General features: G+C 73.8%; 13 protein-coding genes. 6 read left to right on the top strand and 7 right to left on the bottom strand.

Translation table 11 applies throughout. The features are described from left to right. Positions 1-10 precede the first annotated feature (10 nt). Positions 11-925 (top strand): tetratricopeptide repeat protein, encoded by a 915-nt coding sequence (locus AMK13_RS16090; protein ID WP_074002785.1) that lies wholly within the window; start codon positions 11-13, stop codon positions 923-925. Beyond that, positions 922-2,280 carry a protein kinase domain-containing protein gene (locus AMK13_RS16085; protein ID WP_074002784.1) on the top strand — a complete coding sequence of 453 codons (1,359 nt, stop codon included), beginning with the start codon at positions 922-924 and terminating at the stop codon, positions 2,278-2,280. The genes AMK13_RS16090 and AMK13_RS16085 overlap by 4 nt, the downstream gene beginning before the upstream one ends. Before the next feature lie 39 nt (positions 2,281-2,319). On the opposite strand, the gene AMK13_RS16080 is transcribed toward AMK13_RS16085, so the two are convergent. From AMK13_RS16080 to AMK13_RS16065, 4 genes are all read right to left on the bottom strand, one after another. Further along, positions 2,320-3,597, bottom strand: a complete 1,278-nt coding sequence (locus tag AMK13_RS16080) for an alpha/beta hydrolase family protein (protein WP_074002783.1) — start codon at positions 3,595-3,597, stop codon at positions 2,320-2,322. Positions 3,598-3,763: 166 nt separating this feature from the next. Beyond that, positions 3,764-4,813, bottom strand: a complete 1,050-nt coding sequence (locus AMK13_RS16075) for an SGNH/GDSL hydrolase family protein (protein ID WP_074002782.1) — start codon at positions 4,811-4,813, stop codon at positions 3,764-3,766. Between the two features lie 229 nt (positions 4,814-5,042). Continuing rightward, positions 5,043-6,938, bottom strand: coding sequence for a sensor histidine kinase (locus tag AMK13_RS16070; RefSeq protein WP_074002781.1), 1,896 nt, complete (start codon positions 6,936-6,938; stop codon positions 5,043-5,045). After that, the gene (locus AMK13_RS16065; protein ID WP_074002780.1) at positions 6,928-7,677 is read right to left on the bottom strand and encodes a response regulator transcription factor; all 750 of its coding nucleotides are present in this window, start codon (positions 7,675-7,677) and stop codon (positions 6,928-6,930) included. Before AMK13_RS16065 ends, AMK13_RS16070 begins: the two co-directional genes overlap by 11 nt. Before the next feature lie 143 nt (positions 7,678-7,820). On the opposite strand from AMK13_RS16065, the gene AMK13_RS16060 reads away from it, so the two are divergent. Both AMK13_RS16060 and AMK13_RS16055 read left to right on the top strand, forming a co-directional pair. Continuing rightward, entirely contained in the window at positions 7,821-8,750 is a 930-nt protein-coding gene (locus AMK13_RS16060; protein WP_074002779.1) for a M20/M25/M40 family metallo-hydrolase, read from the top strand. Positions 8,751-8,776: 26 nt separating this feature from the next. Beyond that, positions 8,777-10,210: a M1 family metallopeptidase gene (locus AMK13_RS16055; RefSeq protein ID WP_074002778.1), complete on the top strand. Its 1,434-nt coding sequence runs from the start codon at positions 8,777-8,779 to the stop codon at positions 10,208-10,210. A 1,568-nt stretch (positions 10,211-11,778) separates the two neighbouring features. On the opposite strand, the gene AMK13_RS16050 is transcribed toward AMK13_RS16055, so the two are convergent. Next, positions 11,779-12,327, bottom strand: a complete 549-nt coding sequence (locus tag AMK13_RS16050; protein ID WP_074002777.1) for a hypothetical protein — start codon at positions 12,325-12,327, stop codon at positions 11,779-11,781. A 367-nt stretch (positions 12,328-12,694) separates the two neighbouring features. Between AMK13_RS16050 and AMK13_RS16045 the strand changes: the two genes are divergently transcribed. After that, the gene (locus AMK13_RS16045) at positions 12,695-12,943 is read left to right on the top strand and encodes a hypothetical protein (RefSeq protein WP_049651741.1); all 249 of its coding nucleotides are present in this window, start codon (positions 12,695-12,697) and stop codon (positions 12,941-12,943) included. A 350-nt stretch (positions 12,944-13,293) separates the two neighbouring features. Continuing rightward, the gene (locus AMK13_RS16040; protein ID WP_074002776.1) at positions 13,294-14,820 is read left to right on the top strand and encodes an FMN-binding glutamate synthase family protein; all 1,527 of its coding nucleotides are present in this window, start codon (positions 13,294-13,296) and stop codon (positions 14,818-14,820) included. A gap of 22 nt (positions 14,821-14,842) precedes the next feature. Here AMK13_RS16040 and AMK13_RS16035 read toward each other — a convergent pair whose 3' ends face one another. Together AMK13_RS16035 and AMK13_RS16030 are read right to left on the bottom strand one after the other, a co-directional pair. Then, entirely contained in the window at positions 14,843-17,023 is a 2,181-nt protein-coding gene (locus AMK13_RS16035; RefSeq protein ID WP_074002775.1) for an NACHT domain-containing protein, read from the bottom strand. Further along, positions 17,020-17,442 carry a hypothetical protein gene (locus tag AMK13_RS16030; protein ID WP_074002774.1) on the bottom strand — a complete coding sequence of 141 codons (423 nt, stop codon included), beginning with the start codon at positions 17,440-17,442 and terminating at the stop codon, positions 17,020-17,022. Before AMK13_RS16030 ends, AMK13_RS16035 begins: the two co-directional genes overlap by 4 nt. Positions 17,443-17,536: the final 94 nt, after the last annotated feature.

Here is a 17,536-nt window from a genome sequence, read left to right as displayed (position 1 = left end):
GGAGGCCGTCGTGTGGTTCGGCCGTAAGCGCAACAAGAAGGCGTCCGAGAAGGCGTCCGAGAAGGCGTCCGCGAAGGCGTCCGGGAAGGCCGGGAGCGACCTGGCGCCGCTGACCCGGGCGATCATGGAGCTGAGCGGCGACCCGGGGCTGGACAGCCGGGTCGCCCGGCAGGAACGGCAGGCCCGGTCCGGCGATGCCGAGGCCCTGATCCGTCTGGGGGCCCGGCTGCTCGACGAGGGCCGTGACGCCGAGGCCGAGCAGCAGTTCCGCCGCGCCGCCGAGCTCGGCGAACCGCTGGCCATGCACAACCTGTCCGTGGTGCTGGGGAAGGCCGGCCGGGCCGCCGAGGCCGCGTCCTGGCAGCAGCGCGCCGCCGAACTCGACTGCGCTCCCGCCATGGTCGGCGCCGGCTTCCGCGCCGTCGACGAGAACCGCCTGGCCGACGCCGAGCGGTGGTTCCGCGGAGCGGCGGAACAGGGCGAGGACCAGCCCGCGTACATCCTGGGCGTGCTGCTGTCCGAGGCGGGCCGCACCGCCGAGGCCGAGCGGTGGCTGCGGGCCGCCGCCGACAAGAAGAACGCGGAGGCGATGTACTCGCTGGCGTACCTGGTGCAGGGGGCCGGACGCGAACCCGAGGCCGAGCTCTGGTACCGGAGGGCCGCCGACGAGGGGCACCCGCAGGCGATGAACAACCTGGGCACCGTCCTGCGCTACAGCGACCGGGTGGCCGAGGCCCAGGAGTGGTTCCGTCGCTCGGCGGAGGCGGGCGAGCCGATGGGCATGCTCAACCTCGGCGAACTGCTGGAGGCCGGCTCGCCCGAGCGGGCCGCCGAGTGGTACCGGCAGGCCGCCCGACGGGGATCGGCGAAGGCGCAGAGGCATCTGACGCGCATGGCGGAGCAGGGCCCGGGGCGGCCCGCATGAGCGAGGCCACGGTCGTCCTGCACCAGGTGGGCGGTCCCGGCACCGGCGACGAGCACGTCTTCACCGAGCGCACCACCTGCCTGCTCGGCCGTGCCGCCGAGTGCATGCCGCGGCTGCCGGACGACGAGCGCCACCGCACCGTCTCCCGGCACCACTGCCTGCTCGACATCAACCCGCCCGACATCCGGATCCGCGACTTCGGCAGCCTCAACGGGACGTACGTCAACGGGAGGAAGATCGGTCAGCGCGCCCGGAACCAGAGCCCGGAGGAGGGCGCGGCACTCGACCTCCCCGAGCACGACCTGGCCGACGGCGACGAGATCCGGATCGGCGACACCGTCTTCCGGGTCGGCCGGTCCGCCCCCACCCTGCGCCTGCGACCGGCCCGCTGCGCCGCCTGCGGCCGGGACACGGCGGACGAGGCCGACGGCCGGGACGGCAGCTACGTCTGCGCGACCTGCCGGGCCGAGCCCGGCATGGTGCTGCGGCAACTGCTCGCGCTGGCCCGCCAGGGCGGCGGGGCGGTCGCCTCGCTCGCGGACTACGAGCTGTCGGCCCAGCTCGGCCGCGGCGGGATGGGCACCGTCCACCTGGCCCGCCACCGGGGGACCGGTCGGGAGGTGGCACTGAAACTGATGCTGCCCAAGGTGGCGGCCAGCACCCGGGCGCGGGCCCTGTTCCTGCGCGAGGTCGCCGTCACCCGCACCCTGCACCACCCGAACATCGTCACCCTGCACGAGGTCGGGTTCGCCGGCGGCACCTTCTTCTTCACCCTCGAGTACTGCCGCGGCGGCAGCGTGGAGGACCTGCTGGGCCGACGCGGCGGGCGACTGCCGGCGGACGAGGCAGTACCGCTCGCCCTCCAGGCGCTGGCCGGACTGGCCCACGCCCACGCGGCCGGCGTGGTCCACCGCGACCTCAGCCCGGGCAACCTGCTGCTCGACCACGGGCCGGACGGCCGACCGGTGACGAAGGTGGCGGACTTCGGCCTGGCCAAGGCCTTCGACCAGGCGGGCCTCAGCGGCCTGACCCGCACCGGCACCACGGCCGGCAAGCCCTCCTGCATGCCCCGCCAACAGATCGTCAACTTCCGCTACGCCACCCCGGAGGTCGACGTCTGGGGGCTGGCCGCCTGCCTCTACAGGATGCTGACCGGCCGCTACCCCCGCCCGTTCCCGCCCGGCACCGACCCATGGCAGGTCGTCCTGCAGACCCCGGCCACCCCGCTGCGGGAGGTGGCGCCGCACCTCCCGCGCCGCCTCGCCGAGGTGGTCGACCAGGCCCTGCGGGAGCAGCCGGCGATCGGCTTCCCGGACGCCGCCGCCTTCGCGGCCGCGCTCCGGGAGGCGCTCTGACCGGCCCGCCCCCGACACCCGGGGCGGCCGCCGGGCGCGCTACCGCTCGTAGACCATCTCGGGGAAGCGCGGCGACGGGCCGTCCAGGAGGTGGTCGTCGTGGCCGCGCAGCCAGCGGTCGAAGAACGACGCGACGTACGAGCGGGTGGCCAGCACCGCGCGGTCCGGGGGAACGTCGCCGACGGCGCCGGTCAGGTCCGTCCCGCTGATCGCGCCCTGGCGGGCGAGCTGGGGCAGCAGGGACTGCGCGTCGGTGTAGGAGCCGTGGCGGGAGCCGGTGAGGGTCACGTCGGCGTGCCAGCCGGTGCTGTGCCGCCACAGGGCGTCCCAGCCGGGCTGCCGGTGGTAGCTGCCGGATTCGGGGTCCTGGGTGCCCATGAGCAGGAAGGGCCGGGTGAGGCCGTCCTCGGCGGCGGTGGGCAGGGGCAGCTGGACCCCGGAGCCGTCCGGGTTGGAGAAGTGCAGCTGGCCGTCGAGGTTGACGCCGGCCTTGAGGCGCGGATCGTCGTGCATGGTCTGGAGGGCCGCGGAGCCGCCGCCGGAGTGGCCGACCATGCCGATCCGGTCGAGGTCGAGGGAGGCGGCGAGGCCGGCCGGCAGCCGCTCGTCGTGGCGCAGCCCGTCGAGCCGGTCCAGGACGGAGCGGGTGTCGTCGACCCGGCTCTGCAGCATCCTGCGCAGGAGGGCGCTCATGTCGAGGCCGGGCTGGGCCAGCAGCGCGGGGAAGACGGAGGTGGCGAGGTCCCCGTCGGGGAAGGCGACCTCGGAGGCCTCGTAGGTGTGGTCGACGGTGACGACGACGTAGCCGCGCGAGGCGAGGTCCTCCACCAGGCCGGTGCCCCAGGTGCGCGGGTCCCCGAAGCCCGCCGAGTACAGCACGACGGGCCGCTTGCCACCGGGGAGGGCGGGCGCGTCGGCGCGGGCGTGGGTGCGGATGCCCGCCCAGTCGGTGCGGCCGGGCTCGAACCGGTAGTCGCTCTGGCCGACGCTCCCGGCGCTGCCGAAGTGCTCGGCGGCGGCGGGGACCATGTACGGCGCGCGGTCGTCGCCGGTGGCGGCCCGGGTGGTCGGGTACCAGAGGCTGATCATCAGCTTGCGGTGCTGCCCGGGCTTCCAGGGATCGTCCCGGCGGTCGTCCGTGAGCTGCAGGGACGTCGTGCCGACCGGGTACGGCCCGGTGGGCTGCGGCAGCCAGGCCCTGGCCTGCTGCCCGGCGCCCGGCCCCGGCGCCGCCACCGCGCCCGGCGCGCCGACCACGCCCAACGTCACCGTCGCCGCCAGCAGCACCGCCGCCACGGCCCGTCCTCGCCCGCTCATCGTGGTCTCCCCCTCGTTCGGTTTCCGTCGTCGCTTTCGACACGGGCGACGGTACGGGCGAGGCGGGGCGGACGCCGTCATACAGGGGTGCCAAGTCCGCTGTGCTACCCCGGTATGACGGTTTCCGGTGCCACCGGTACGTCCAGCCCCTCGGGTCGGGTACCCCTTACCGGCTGAGGATCGCCTTGACCTTGTCGGCGACCTGCGTCGCCTGGATGTCGCGGCCCTTCTCATTGGGGTGCAGATACCACGGGAGCGTCGTGTCGCCGAGCTTGACCAGGGAGGGCTCCAGCAGGCCGCCGATGCCCCGGTCGGCGCCGTCGCACGCCGTGTTGCCGCCGGTGTGGGCGTAGAGGTCCACGAAGTCGGCGCCGCCCTCGGCATCGGCGACGGCCTTCTTCATGACGTCGTCCAGCCGCTTCTGGATCTGGTCCAGGACCGGCAGGGCGTCCTGCGGGATGTCGGCGAACGGCAGCTCGGTCTGACCGGGGGCCGCGGTCAGGCACTTGGCGGTGTCCGCGGGCACGAGCCTGGGGTAGCCGACCAGGACGCGCTTCGCGTCGGGGGAGAAGTAGCCGATGCGGTCGAGCAGTTCCTCCAGCTCCCACCCGACTTCCTCGAACTGCCGGTCCAGCCACTGCTTTCCGTCTCCGGACGTGAAGAACTCGCCGCACGTCGCGGCCGGCACGTCCTCGTCCACCGGTGTTCCCGGCAGCAGGACCCCCTCATTGCCGCGGAGCTTGGCGGAACACTGCTTCAGGATGCGGTTGAAGCCCACCGTGTTGCCGCCCAGGCTGCCCACGACCAACTGGGTGTCGGGTTTGAGCGCGTCCTGCTGCGGCGGGACCTCGCCGAGGTTGAAGGGCAGCTCCTGCTTCTCCCAGAAGTGACGGACGAGGGCCCCTCCGCAGGAGACGTCCGACTGGACGTCGAGCGTGACGCCCTTGTCCGCGAGGAGCCGGGTGGCGACGGCGGGGTAGTTCTCCTTCGCCTGGAAGCAGAAGACCTGTGGGCTGTCCTCGTGGTTCAGGGGGGCGATGCCGTAGTTGGCGGTGTAGGAGTCGCCGAAGAAGACGGTCGGTACGGGGACGGCGGACGCCGCGCCGGCGCTGCCCGCCGGACCGGCGAGCGCCAGGCAGCTGCCCAGCGCGGCCGCGGCGGCGACCAGCCGCCGTACCACTGGAGTTCCCGTCGTCTTGCGCGTGGCCGAAGGCATGGCTGTGCCCTTTCATCGGAGCCGAGGTGAAGGAAACGGAACGATCCGTATTCATTCACATGCGGAGCGCGATGGTCCGGTGGATGCCGGCCGCAACCGGGTGTGTTCCCGCATCACCCCCTGGCGTGCGTCCGTCGAGCCTGGTCAACCAGGGGAGGCGCGGTCGACGGGTCCGAAGGCGATCGTCACCCGGACGGCGGAACCCGCCGGCCGCCACCCGGGCGGGGCGTCAGGCGGGGCGGCCGGTGACCTCGGAGACCGTGCCGTTGCCCGTCCCTGACGCCGTGCGGGGGAGGCGTACGGTGAACACCGAGCCGGTGCCGGGGGTGCTGGCCGCGTGGACGTCGCCGCCGTGGAGTTCGGCGAGTTTGCGGACGATGGCGAGGCCGAGGCCGCTGCCGCCGCTCTGGCGGTTGCGGGACTTCTCGGCCCGCCAGAACCGTTCGAAGACCAGCGGCAGGTCCGCCGGGGCGATGCCGTTGCCGGTGTCGGCGACCTCGATGAGCAGGGCGTCGGCCTCCGGACGGGTCCGCAGGGTGACGGTGCCGCCCGCCGGGGTGTGGCGGACGGCGTTGGCCACCAGGTTGCCGACCATCTGGCGCAGGCGTACCGGGTCGGCGGACAGCTCGTACTCGGCCGTGGCGGTGTCCGTGTCGACGACCAGGGTCACGCCCGACGCCTGCGCCAGGGCGCCGTGCGCGGTGGCGGCCTGGGTGAGCAGGTCCTCGGCGTCCACGGGCTCGCGGTGCAGGGCGAGTTCGCCGGCGTCGGCGGCGGCGAGGTCCCGCAGGTCGTCGATCAGGTGCTGGAGCAGCAGGGCCTCCTCCAGCAGCGAACTCGTCAGGGCGCCGTCGGCGGTGACGACGCCGTCCTCGACGGCCTCCAGCCAGCCGCGGATGTTGCTCAGCGGGGTCCGCAGCTCGTGCGCGATGTCGCCCACCATCGCGCGGCGCAGCTCCTCCAGCTGTTCGCGGCGCTCCGCCATGGCGTTGAAGGCGGCGGCGAGTCCGGCGATCTCGTCCCGGCCGGTCGCGGTCACCCGGGCGGAGAGGTCCCCGTCGGCCATCCGCCGGGCGGCCCGGGTGAGGGCGTTCAGCGGCCGGGAGAGCCGCAGGCCGACCGCCGTGGTGATCGCCACGGTGACGGCCAGCACCAGCGCGGCGACCTCGACGACCCGGCCGCGGTGGGGCGCGGACAGGACGGGGGCGGGCTCCGCCGTGCCGGAGGGCGCGCCGACGAACAGCAGCACGGGCGGAGCCACGTACCGGACGAGCTGCTGGCGACGGGAGTTGGCGAGGCAGGCGGAGACCACCTGCTCCTGCTCCCGGTCGAGGGACGGGGTCCATCGCAGGGACAGGGACAGCTGGACGGGCCGGATCCGCTGGCGCTCCAGGCAGGCGTTGACCAGCCCGGTGAGGTCGGCGAGAGCGGCGCTCTCGGTTTGGGTCGGCGCTTCCAGCACCTGCGGCGAGGCGCAGCGCGCGCCGGGGGCCTGGCCGCCGGGGACGTTCACCACGGGGTGCCCGGCGGCGTCGTCGGTGACGGTCGCCTCGACGCCCAGGGCCGACCGCAGGCAGTCGGCCCGGGTCCGGGCGGCCTCCTCCATGGCGGCGCGCTCGGCGGCCGTCATCCGGAACGGGCCCACGGCGCGGGCGTCGATCCGGTCGGCGGGGGCGTCGGGCAGCATGGCGAGGTCGACCGAGAGCGGGTCGACGGTGGTGGTGGGCGTACGGGGCAGGGTCGTTCGGCCGGCGGCGGTGTCCGGGGCGGCGGTGTCCGGGGCGGCGGTGGCCGAGGGGGCCGCGGCGGGTGTGGCCGCCGCCGAGTCGATGACCGGCTCGAAGCGCGGCGTGGCCAGCAGGATGCGCTGCCCGGTGTCGGCCGCGAGCCTCCGGACGGTCGGCTCCGCGCCCGTCCAGTCCGGGTGGGTCGCGGCGTAGCCGAGCAGTTCGTGGTAGATCCGGACCTGGTCCGCGAGGACCTGGTGCTGCTCCTGCCGGATCGCGCCCGTCGTGGTGCGGGCCGTCAGCCAGGCCGTCGCGCCGATGGAGCAGAGGGAGACCAGGGCGGAGAGGGCGAGCAGCCGGAGCAGCAGCGTCCGGCGGGGAGGGGCGTCACGACGCACCGTGCGGCTCCTCGGCGAGCTTGTAGCCGATGCCGTAGACCGTCAGGAGCCGGGTGGGGCGCCGTGGTTGGGGCTCGATCTTGCGGCGCAGGTTCATCACGTGGGTGTCGACGGTCCGGGTGGTGATGTACCGGTCGATGCCGTGCAGGTGCTCCAGCAGCTGGGCACGGGTGAAGACCCGGCCGGGCTGGGCGGCCAGCACCTCCAGCAGCCGGAACTCGCCGGGGGTGCAGCTGACGGGCCGTCCGTCGGCGGTGATCTCGTGGCGCAGCGGGTCGACGGTGAGGGCCCCGGTGGTCAGCACGCTCGGCGGCGGCGGGGCCGGCGTGGCCGGGGGCGTGGCGGAGTCCAGGGGCAGGGACTGGGGGAGGGGTCGGGAGCCGCGGCGCAGCAGGGCGCGGACCCGGGCGACGAGTTCCCGGGGGCTGTACGGCTTGGTGAGGTAGTCGTCGGCGCCGAGGTCGAGGCCGAGCAGCAGGTCCTCCTCGGCGGTGCGGGCGGTCAGCATCAGCACCGGGACGGCGGATTCGACGCGCAGGGCGCGGCAGACGTCGAGCCCGTCCATGACGGGCATCATCACGTCGAGGACCAGGAGCTGGGTCGGGCCTCGGCGGGCCTCCTCCAGCGCGGAGCGGCCGTCGTGGACGACGACGACGTGATGACCCTCCCGCTCCAGGTACAGCCGGACCAGGTCCGCCTGCTTGGGATCGTCCTCGGCAACCACGACGTGTGCGCACATGACCATGATCGTAAAGCGCCTTCGGAAGGCACCCCCCACCGGTTCGGGACGGCCTCCCGACAAGTTCCTGACATCTCCGGACCAGGGTGGGGGAATCCGCCGGGGCACGTGCCCCGGACCCTGCTGCGAAAGGCGCCCGCCTGATGCCCTCTTCCCGTCCGGTGTCCCTCACCGCCCGCGCCCTCGGGGCGGCCCTGCTGCTCTCCACCGTCCCCGCCGTCGCGGCGACGGCCGCCACCCAGGGGCCGTCCCCCGTCGCGTCCGCCGCCGCGCCGACCGTCACGGCGGCGGAGGTGATGCCGCACCTCCAGGCCCTGCAACGGATCGCGGACCACAACGGCGGCAACCGCGCGCACGGCACCCGGGGGTACGCGGAGTCGGTGGCGTACGTGAAGCGGGCGCTGGACCGGGCCGGCTTCCAGACGCAGCTGCGCCGCTTCTCCCACGACGGCAAGGACGGCTACAACCTGGTCGCCGACTGGCCGGGCGGCGACCCGAACCACGTGCTGCTCTCCGGCGCCCACCTGGACAGCGTCCCGATGGGCCCGGGGATCAACGACAACGGCTCCGGCTCGGCGGCCGTCCTGACCACCGCCCTCCAGGTCGCCAAGGCCGGGCTGAAGCCCGAGCGGCACCTGCGCTTCGCCTGGTGGGGAGCCGAGGAGGCGGGGCTGGTCGGCTCGGCGGACTACGTCAAGAACCTGTCCGCCGACGACCGCAAGGCCATCGATCTGTACCTCAACCTCGACCAGGCGGGCAGCAAGAACCTCCAGCAGTACCTCGTGGTGAAGGACGAGAAGAACGGCGGGGCCGCGGCCTTCAAGGCCTTCGAGAACTGGTTCGGCAGCCGGGGCTTCGCCACCTTCGACATCCCGCTGGACAGCTCCGACACCGAGTCGTTCGGGAAGGCCGGCATCCCGACGTCCGGCTTCAGCAGCGGCGTCTCGGACTGCCTCCACAGCGCGTGCGACGACCTCGCCAACGTCGACCCCGCGACGCAGGCGACCAGCACCAACGCGCTGATCGGCGTGGTGTGGCAGTACGCCACCGCCTCCGCCACGGCGCGACCCTGACCACCCGTCGTCTCCAGGAGCCACAGATGCGCGCACCACTGAGCCACCACCGCCGCAAGGCCGCCACCCTGGTCGCGGCCGCCACCGCCCTCGGCGTCGCCCTGACCGCCGTCCCCGCGGGAGCGGCCGGCATCGGGGACCCGTACTTCCCCGAGGACGGCAACACCGGCTACGACGTGGCGAACTACGACGTCCGGATCGCCTACGACCCGGCGCACCCCGACCGGTTGGACGGCGACACCACCGTCACCGCCCGGGCCCTGCGCCCCCTCGACCGCCTCTCCCTGGACCTGAAGGGCTTCCAGGTCGCCTCGGTCACCGTGAACGGCGCCCCGGCCAGGTCGTTCTCCCGCTCCGGCGAGCACAAGCTGGACATCGAGCCCGCCCGCCGGGTGGCCGGCGGCGCCACCTTCGCCGTACGGGTCGTGTACGCGGGCAAGCCCGACCCCGAGGGCTGGCACCAGCTGGTGTCCGGCGGCGTCAACGCGATGGGCGAGCCGCACGGCGCGACCTCCTGGTTCCCGTCCAACGACCACCCGTCCGACAAGGCCACCTTCTCGCTCACCGCGACCGTCCCCGACGGCTGGACGGCCATCGGCAACGGCCGGCCCGGCCCGACCACCGGCAAGGACGGCTCGACGACCTTCCGCTGGCGCGAGGACAAGCCGATGGCGACGTACCTCAGCACCGTCGCCATCGACAGGTTCACCGTCCACCGCTCGGAACTGGCCGACGGGACACCGGTCATCACCGCCTACGGCCCGGACGTGCCGATCGACGACGTGGCCAAGGCGACCGAGGCCCAGCAGCCGGAGATCATCGCCTTCCTGGCCTCCAGGTTCGGCCCGTACCCGTTCTCCTCCGCGGGCGCCATCGTCCGCAGCTGGACCAAGGAGTCGGGTACCGGCGCGCCGGACCTGGAGACCCAGAGCCGGCCCACCTACACCAACTACTTCTGGGACGCCGCGGCGGTCCACGAGATCTCCCACCAGTGGTTCGGCGACAGCGTCTCGTTCACCGACTGGCGCGACGGCTGCATCGCCGAATGCGTCGCCCAGTACGCCAACCAGCTGTGGGACGAACACCAGGGCAGCGACCTCGACACCGGCTTCTACGCCCCCACCGTCCAGGAGAACCGGAACAAGCCGGAGTTCTGGTCCACCAAGCTGTACGACCCGGGCCAGGGCAAGGAACTCGCCCCGGCCCTCTACTTCAAGGGCTCGCTGATGATGCACGCCCTGCGGCGCACCGTCGGGGACGACGCGTTCTTCGGCACCCTCAAGCGCTGGACCGCCGACCACGCCTACGGCAACGCCTCCTTCCCCCAGTTCGAGGCCCTCGCCGCGAAGGTCTCCGGCAAGGACCTCAAGGGCTTCTTCGACGCCTGGGCCCACGGCACGACGATCCCCCCGCAGCAGTACCTCTACCCGGGCACCCTGGCCCCGCTGGCCGGCCGGTAGGAGCCCGCTGACGACCGTGCCCGCGGAGGGGCTGTCCCGCTCGGGGACAGCCCCTCCCGCGTTGCGCGGCAGCCTGCTCCGGGCCGTCGGCGACGCCGAGGCCGGCACCCTCACGAGCATGGCTCCCTCGTTCGGGTGAAGTCGATCGAACACTCCTCTGCGGCCGAACGTAGTAGGGCATACCGCGGGTGACGGCGATGCCGGGTGCGTCAACTCCCGTGCGTGTCCGCGATGTCGTCGCGGGAGAGGGGAGTGGCTCATGGCGGTGCAGGACGGGCGGGGCGGGCGAGCGGTGTTCGGGGCGTCGGCCGGTCGGTCGCGCCGGATCGCGGGCTGGCGCTCGGTGGCGGTCACCAGCGCGTTGACGCTCGCCGGGGTTTCGTTGGGCCTGCCGGCGCCGGAGGCGGCCGCGGCCTCGGGCCAGCAGAGCTTCACGCGCTCCGGAAGGTTCACCGTGCCCGCGGGCGTCACCCAGGTCACGGCCTACGCGTGGGGTCCGGGCGGGGCGGGCGGGGCGGGCGGCGGCGGTGCCGGTGGCGGAGGGGGCGGTGGCGGAGGGGGCCTGTCCCTCGCCACGAACGACCGGGCCGGCGGCGGTGGCGGCGGAGGAGGGGCGGGAGGGGCCGGCGGGGGCGGTGGTGGTGGGGGCGCCGCGGGTTTCTACGTTCAGTGCACGCTCACCGTCAATCCGGGTTCCGTTCTGGAAATCGTGGTGGGGAAGTCGCGGGCGGTCGGCTCTCCCGGCAGGGGCGGAGCGGGCGGGCCGGGCGGGGCGACCGGCGGAACCCTGGGAAGCGGCGATGCGGGCGTCGCGGGCGCGTCGGGCGGCAGCGTGCCCGCTGTCACGACGGCCCGAGGCGAGTCGACGTACCTCGTACGGCCCAGCGACAGTCCTCTCTTTCCCGCTGTCGCCGCCGCGTACGGAACCCCGGGCGGCACCGCCAAGGCGGGTGTTGGGGCACGCGGTGGTACAGGGGGAGGTTCCGGTCGTGGTGGTAAACCCGCCGGGCTGGGAGGCCTGGGCGGGGGCGGAGGGCTGGGCGGCACCGCGGGGCCCGGCGGGTCGGGCGCCGGCGGGGCTCCCGTGTCGGGCGGCGCGCGCTGCGCGGGAAGCGATGTCCGGACGGTCGCCCCCGGAAAGGGGGCCCCGGGAACAGCCGGCTTGGCGGGGCAGCCCGGTGTCACCGGGGGGCCCGGCGCCATCAGGCACGGCGGCAAGGGAGAGATCGGTGGCGCCGCTGGTGGGGGCGGTGCCGGCGGCCAGGGGTCCGCCGCCGTCACCGGCGGTGTTCCCCTGCCTCCCGGGCTGAGTGCCGGCGGTGCGGGCGGCACCGGCGGTGCGGGAGGCCGGGGCGGGGGCGGAGGCGACGGCGACACCCCCGGAGGGAAAAGCGCCTTCCCCGGCGCTTCCGGGGCGCCGGGTGCCGCCGGGCAGAAAGGCGAACTCGGTGGAGGGGGCTATCTCGTCCTCAGCTGGTGACCCCGGACGGCCCGCGCACCGGGATCGCCGGTGACGGTCGCGCCGGGAAGGACGGTGCCGTCGAGGAGGCGGAGCCGGCCCGGCTTCGTCACAGGGCGGTCAGGGTGAGGGTGGTGGGGCCGCTGGCCCCGGTGATGGTGCCGCCGCCGACCGGGCACAGCTCCGGGTTGGTTCCGGTGAGGTCGGCGGCGTCCACGACCTTCACGGCGGTGTCGCCCGTGTACCGGCCCGCGCTGACGGTGCCCGTGTAGGTCGCGGCGGTGCCGGTGTCCTCCACGGAGGTCCAGTGCACGGTGCTGGTGCTCCGGTCGCTCCAGGTGATGGTCTCGTCGAAGGGGTTGAGCGTGTGGATCAGGTTGACGCAGGTCTCGCCCGGCTCGTCGGCCGTGGTCGCGCTCGTCCCGGGAAGGCCCGTCTCGCACGTCGCGTAGGAGTTCTGGGACGTGACGCTGATGTCCTGCGGCTGGTTGGTCAGCGCGGGCGTGAACTCGCTGGTGAACGTGCCTTCGCACTGCACGTCCACCACGCCCTGGGCGTGGGCCGGTGCACCGGCCGGGAGCAGCAGGAGTCCACAGGCCAGCGCCATGGCCCCGGCCAGGCGGCGGGGCAGCGGGAATCGGGACGGAACGGTGTTCATCGAGCCTCCAGGGGAGAGCGATCGGTCGGGGCTTGGCCGTCCGACCGGTGCGAGGGTGGTGATCGGTGCGGGTGCGCGGGGGGATCCGGTGCTCCGGTCGGCTTCCGGTGACGGGGGGCCATGAGCACCGCCGCCCCGCGCCACGCGCGTGACTGATCGTGTACTCACCGTGTGTGCCTACTGGCCGCCGCGCAAGCCCGGACGGCCGGTCGGATGCCGTTCACGAGGCGGGTTCGGGTCAGGCGGGTGGGCTGTTTTCTGCCACATTGGTCTCTACCATTGCCCCGAATCCGGGATTCCGGAAGGCTCGCCGCCGAGCGCCGGGAAGCGGACTCCGGCGTTCTCGCCCGAGGGAGGATCCACCGAGATGGCATTGCGCACAGCGGTTTCCACCATGGCCCTGGCCGGACTGCTGACGGTTGCGGGCGGCCTGGCGGCCGCTCCCGCCGCCCAGGCGTCCACGACGAGGACGACCGGATACACCTACATCGGCATGTACCCGAGCGGCGCCGCGTGCGACGCCGCCGGCCGGGCCTACGTGGCCCGCGGGGAGGCGGTCAGCTACTTCTGCGACGTGGCCCCGACCACGGCCCGGCTCTCGGTCTGGTTCTACTGAGACCGCCTGCCGGGTGCCGTACGGGGTCCGGGGTGACGTCCGCTGCGGCGGGTGTCCGGCGGTGTGACTCCGGCTGAACCGGCAGGTCCGGGTGAGCAGTCGGGGGCGTTCGCGGCGGAGTTCTTCGCTCCGCCGCGGCGCTCGACCTCCGGCGGTGGGCCCGCCGCCGGAGCGGCAGCCGTACCCCCTGGCCGTTTGCCTGTTCGGGTGGCCTTTTACCATCGTGTCGGATTCTCCGACGGACGGTGCCGCCCGCTCGGCCGCTGCGGCCGGGGGCTCGCCGTCCGACACCCACACGGCACCACGACTCCACCGCAGACGCTGGAGTCGTGCATCTAGGAGGAACGTTCATGCAAGCCCGGAAGATCGGCGCGGTCGCCGCGACAGCGGTGGCAGTCCTGGCGGCCCGCGACCTCGTCCAGAAGAGGCACGCGCTCCTCCGGAACTTCCCGGTGGTCGGCCACGCCCGCTACCTCCTGGAGACGATCGGGCCGGAGCTGCGGCAGTACATCGTGACCTCCAACGAGGAGGAGCGCCCCTTCAGCCGTGACCAGCGCACCTGGATCTACGCGTCGGCGAAGGAGGAGAACAACTACTTCGGCTTCGGCACCGAGGTCGACGTCGAGCACGTCCAGGGGCACGCCTACCTGAAGCAGCGCACCTTCGCCGGTGCTCTCCCCGACGCCCACGACCCGCAGGCACCGCTGCCCTCGGCCAAGGTGCTGGGCGGGCCGCGCGGCCGCGCCAAGGCCTTCCGGCCGGCCAGCGTGGTGAACATCTCGGCGATGAGCTTCGGCTCGCTCTCCGGCGCGGCCGTCACGGCGCTCAACAAGGGGGCGGCGCTGGCGGGCACGATGCACAACACCGGCGAGGGCGGCCTCTCGCCGTACCACCGCAACGGCGGTGACCTCGTCCTCCAGCTGGGGACGGCGTACTTCGGCTGCCGCGACGAGAACGGCGCCTTCAACCTCGACAAGCTCAAGGAGGTCGTCGCCGGGGCCCCGGTCAAGGCGATAGAGATCAAGCTCTCCCAGGGCGCCAAGCCGGGGCTGGGCGGCATGCTGCCGGGCGCGAAGGTGACCCCGGAGATCGCCGGGATCCGCGGCATCCCGGTCGGCCAGGACTGCGCCTCCCCGTCGCGGCACACCGCGTTCGGCGACGTCGACTCGATGCTGGACTTCGTCGAGCTGATCGCCACCGAGACCGGCCTGCCGGTCGGGGTCAAGAGCGCGGTGGGGGAGCTGGGCTTCTGGCAGGAGCTCGCCACGCTGATGGCCCGCGGCGACCGCGGGGTCGACTTCGTGACGGTCGACGGCGGCGAGGGCGGCACCGGCGCGGCGCCGCGGATGTTCGCCGACTCGGTGTCGCTGCCGTTCCGGATGGGCTTCTCCCGGGTCTACGGCACCTTCGCCGAGCTGGGGCTGACCGACGACCTGACCTTCATCGGCTCCGGCAAGCTCGGCCTGCCCGAGAACGCCGCGGTCGCCTTCGCCCTGGGCGCCGACATGATCAACGTGGCCCGGGAGGCGATGCTGTCGATCGGCTGCATCCAGGCGCAGAAGTGCCACACCGACAAGTGCCCCACCGGCATCGCGACCCAGAACGCGTGGCTCGCCCGCGGCCTGGACCCGACGTCGAAGGCCGACCGGGCCGCCGCCTACCTGCGCACCCTGCGCAAGGAGCTGCTGAAGGTCTCGTCGGCCGTCGGCGTCGCCCACCCGGCGCTCATCACCGCCGACGACATCGAGATCCTGAACGGCGACTACGAGGCCCGCACCCTGGCCGGCGTGTACGGCTACAAGGAGGGCTGGGGCGAGCTCGGCCCGGAGCTGGCCGAGGAGATCACGGCGCTGATGACCGCCGGGCCGACCGTCTGACCGACCCCCGTCGCCCGCCCGGTCAGGGGACCGACGGCCGCCCTACCGGCGGCGCCGGTCGGTCGGCCGGGCGGGCGAAGTGGTGCTGGAGGCGGGCGTGGCGGAACTGGTAGACCGCGCCGGCCTTGCGCAGGACGCCCCGCTGATGGGCGTCCTCCAGGAAGGTCATCGCCGCCGGGGGCAGGTGTCCGGTCAGCGGCAGCCAGATCCGTGCGAGGACCGTCCACTGGCCCCACGCCGTCAGGCTGAGCGCGATGCCGAGCCCGCCCCCGAGGGCGGTGAGGACCCCGAATCTGAGCCCGTCCGCGACGTTCCACACGAGGCCGATTCCCCACAGGGAGCTGTCGAGGAACTCGACGGTCAGCCTGCCCCCGAGCCCGACCACGACTCCGAGCGGTGGTGCGAGCATGAGCCACTGCAGGAGCAGGGTCCTGCGGTTCAGGGCCAGCAGGTCGCGGGGGTCGGGTGCCGACTCGATGGCGACGGGGGCTTCGCACCAGGCCATCAGCCCGCCCGCGAGCGCGCCCGCGAGGCCGAACAGGAACCCGTAGAGCGGTGCGTTCACCAGCCCGACCCGGAGCCATGCCGGGTGCCCCGAGAGGAGGGCACTGGCGAGCGCGGTCAGGAGCGCGATCCCGGGCCCGACGGCCAGGCCCGCCGCGAGCCCGATCCCGGCCCGCGCGAGGATCTCGGGACCGGACCTGGCCGCCAACCTCCCTGCTCCGCCGAGGCGGAACCGGATGCGCGACGGCTCCAGCGCCCCGCCCCGGAAGACGTACCCGATCCCGTGCACGAGGGCGAAGACCACGGCGGAGGGGAGAGCGTTGACCAGGGCGTCCACGACCATGGTGACGAACCCGTCCACGAGACTGGGCCCGAGGCCCTGCGCCGACCCGATCTCGACCAGGGCGGCGGTGATCCCGTCGAAGGGCCCGATGAGGACCGCGACGCACACCCCGGTCACCAGCCCGGTGAGGAGCATGCGCGGCACCAGCCGCATGGTGGTGCCCAGTTCCCACCACGCGAGGTCGGGCGTACGCCGCTGTTCGAGGTGCCGGGCGAGGAAGCGGAGCCACCGGGACACCCGCTCCGGATCCCGGCGCCGGTTCTCCCCGGGCCACCTGCGTGCCGCCTTCCGGCCGAGGAGGGGCGGCGGCGGAGGACCGGTGGGGTAGACCGACGGGACCAGGGAGTCCAGCAGGTGGCTCTCGACCGTCCCGGCGGTGGGGAAGCGCTCCCGGTCGGCGAGCTCCCCGGGGTCCCGGCCCGAGGCCGGGCGCCGGTAGGCGGTGCGGCGCAGCCACAGCATCAGCGGAACCGTCAGGACCTCGGCCGCGGGGCAGGGCGGGTCCCCGGTCAGCGTGTCGGTGAGCGGGCGCCAGCGGTCCTCGTGCTCGCGTGTGGCGGTCCTGAGCAGGTACCGCGAGACCTCCTCGGCGGTCAGCGGTTCGGCCTCGACCACGGCGGCCTCGCCGAGCACGGCCTTGCCACGGGCAGCTGCGGCGAAGTCACCGGTCCGGCAGGTCAGGACCAGGGGATCGCCGTCCTGGAGCGCGGAGTCGAGTGCCGCCAGCGCCTCCGGCCGCTCGGCGACGGGCAGCTCGTCCAGGCCGTCGAGTACGGGCAGGACGCGTTGATCGCGGCGGAGGGCGCCGACCGTCTCCGGGTCCAGCTGGGGGTACTCGTGCAGCAACTGCCGTTCCAGCCACGTGTACAGGTGCTCCGCCCGTGGCCGCCAGGAGGCGAGCGGCAGCAGGACGGGCACGGGATCCCGGTCCTCCATCCGCAGCAGCAGCTCGATGACCAGCAGCACGGCCAGGCTGGTCTTTCCGCTGCCCGCCCCGCCCAGCACGACCAGCCTGCGCTGTGGCAGGCGCCGGAACGTCTCGACGAAGGACGCCAGGTCCGTGGCGTCGCCGTCGACGGGGGCTCCCGGCGGAGGGGAGCGGTCACCGGCCTCTCCGGGGTACCGGGCGCGCCAGCGGACGGGGATCCGCTCCGACCCGTGCAGGCCGCGCAGACGGGCCTCCTGCCGCCACTGCGCCAGCACCACTTTCCCCAGCGTCTCCGCTGCCGCCTCCACCGGGTCGGGGGAGAGTACCGAGAAGTAGTTGTTCTGGACGTTGTGGTGGCCCACCACCACGCCGGCCGGGCCGTGGATGACGATGGCCGGCTCATCGTCCGACGGCTGCGCATCGGTCACGGGGAGCCGAAGTGGTTGTCCTGTCGGCCGTGGTCGCCCATCACGATCGCGGTCGGCCCGTTGAAGGTGTTCCCGCTCAGCGCGGGCCCGCCGTGGCCCGGATCGGCGGCGTGCAACGCCTCGACGGCCTGCCGCAGTGTCGCGGCGAACGCGGCGTCCTGAGCGGCGGCGGTCCCCAGGGACCGCTCCAACTGCCGCCGGGTGTGCGGGGTCGGCTCCGTCAGGCCGGCGTCGGCCTCCTCGGTCATCCAGTCCAGGGCGGGCTCGTCGTCCAACCGGGAGACCACCACCTCGTGCAGCCGGTCCATCCCGGCGTCCAGCGCCTGGTCGACCTCCGCGTCCATCCGGCCCGCCACCCGCCGCGCCTTGCGCACGGCCCATGCGAAGAGATAGCCGACTGCCAGCTCCGCGCCCACCATGTTCGCTCCTTCCGCAGGACACGTTCCTCGGTGCGTCGACCCTAGCCCGACGGGTCCGGCCGCGTGGCGCAAAGCCCAAACCCCTTTCCCCATA

This window comes from Streptomyces sp. CB02056 (genome assembly GCF_001905545.1).
In the GTDB taxonomy this organism is placed as follows: domain Bacteria; phylum Actinomycetota; class Actinomycetes; order Streptomycetales; family Streptomycetaceae; genus Kitasatospora.
Note: the sequence above shows the minus strand (reverse complement) of the source record. Positions and strands in the feature narration are given on the sequence as shown.

Excerpts from the sequence above, each read along its gene's own strand:
- AMK13_RS16085 (WP_074002784.1), top strand. The coding sequence starts at position 922 with ATGAGCGAGGCCACGGTCGTCCTGCACCAGGTGGGCGGTCCCGGCACC.
- AMK13_RS16080 (WP_074002783.1), bottom strand. The coding sequence starts at position 3,597 with ATGAGCGGGCGAGGACGGGCCGTGGCGGCGGTGCTGCTGGCGGCGACG.
- AMK13_RS16075 (WP_074002782.1), bottom strand. The coding sequence starts at position 4,813 with ATGCCTTCGGCCACGCGCAAGACGACGGGAACTCCAGTGGTACGGCGG.
- AMK13_RS16065 (WP_074002780.1), bottom strand. The coding sequence starts at position 7,677 with ATGTGCGCACACGTCGTGGTTGCCGAGGACGATCCCAAGCAGGCGGAC.
- AMK13_RS16060 (WP_074002779.1), top strand. The coding sequence starts at position 7,821 with ATGCCCTCTTCCCGTCCGGTGTCCCTCACCGCCCGCGCCCTCGGGGCG.
- AMK13_RS16055 (WP_074002778.1), top strand. The coding sequence starts at position 8,777 with ATGCGCGCACCACTGAGCCACCACCGCCGCAAGGCCGCCACCCTGGTC.
- AMK13_RS16050 (WP_074002777.1), bottom strand. The coding sequence starts at position 12,327 with ATGAACACCGTTCCGTCCCGATTCCCGCTGCCCCGCCGCCTGGCCGGG.
- AMK13_RS16045 (WP_049651741.1), top strand. The coding sequence starts at position 12,695 with ATGGCATTGCGCACAGCGGTTTCCACCATGGCCCTGGCCGGACTGCTG.
- AMK13_RS16040 (WP_074002776.1), top strand. The coding sequence starts at position 13,294 with ATGCAAGCCCGGAAGATCGGCGCGGTCGCCGCGACAGCGGTGGCAGTC.
- AMK13_RS16030 (WP_074002774.1), bottom strand. The coding sequence starts at position 17,442 with ATGGTGGGCGCGGAGCTGGCAGTCGGCTATCTCTTCGCATGGGCCGTG.